Below are 1,155 nucleotides of genomic sequence, written 5' to 3' on the forward strand. Positions count from 1 at the left end.
AGCATCATTTTGCGCCGCAATCCCGATGCGGTTCAGATTGGTTTAACCGCAACCCCGCGCTACTGGGAAGGCGGTAATGAACAGGAAAGAAAACCGGATGAGGAGATTACCGCCAACAACCTGCAATACTTTGGCGAACCGGTATATGAATACGATATGGCACAGGGAATTGAGGACGGCTATCTACCCGCCTGTGAAATTGTCACCCGCACAATAAATCTTGATATTTCCGGCATCACCCAGGAGGAGATTGACCAGAAAGAGGCAAGGGATGCTATCACTGGCGAACCGGTCCTCCCGGACGAAACCCGCCCCTATTACCCCGCGCCCACCTTTGAAGATAAAATTCAATTGCCCGACCGGGTATCAGCGATGTGCCAGGACTTATTTAATATGCTCCTTGAAACCGGCGGTCCGCATCAGAAAACAGTTATCTTCTGTGTCCGGGACACACATGCCGATGCGGTGGCGGCAGAAATGAACAACCTGTATGCGGAATGGTGTGCAAAAAACAATCAGAAAAGGCTGGAACCCTATGCCTTCAAATGCACCGCGGCAGCCGAAGGCTCAAGATACATTGCTGACCTGCGTGGTTCAGAAAGGAGCCACTTCATCGCCACCACCGTGGATTTAATCACCACCGGGGTTGATGTGCCAATTCTGCGTAATGTGGTATTTTTCAAATATGTCCGCTCGCCCATCGCCTTTCACCAGATGCTGGGTAGAGGCTCAAGAATCCATCTGCCGACGGGTAAACTGATGTTTCGCGTTTATGACTACACCAACGCCACCCGGCTTTTAGGCAGGGAGTTCAAGAGCCGACCATCACCGACCCGAGAACGGAAAGAGGAGACAGAAAAAGAGCGGGAGAGAATTATCCGGGTTGAAGGTTTTGAGGTCCATATCAATCCTGCCGGAACCTATATTGTAACAAGAGATGAAACTGGAATGAAAAAGGTAACGGTTGAGGAATACCGTCAGATGATTGCTGACCGATTGACAAAAGAGGCACCAACAATTGACCATTTGCGCGCACTCTGGATTGAGCCGCAAAAGCGCCGAAGTTTGATTGACAAACTGCCCGATGATGGTGCTGGTTTGCGCCTCCTGCAGGAAGTAATGGCGCGGAAAAACTACGACCTCTACGATATTTTA

The 1,155-nt window shown here is 50.3% G+C and carries 1 protein-coding gene; it reads left to right on the plus strand.

From position 1 onward, the window contains the following. The coding region (locus tag ABIK47_07005) for a helicase-related protein (protein MEO0020366.1) at positions 1 to 1,155 on the plus strand (1,155 nt) is incomplete at both ends.

The sequence above is a fragment of the candidate division WOR-3 bacterium genome (assembly GCA_039801245.1).
GTDB lineage: Bacteria > Hydrothermota > Tepidihabitantia > Tepidihabitantales > Tepidihabitantaceae > JAOABP01.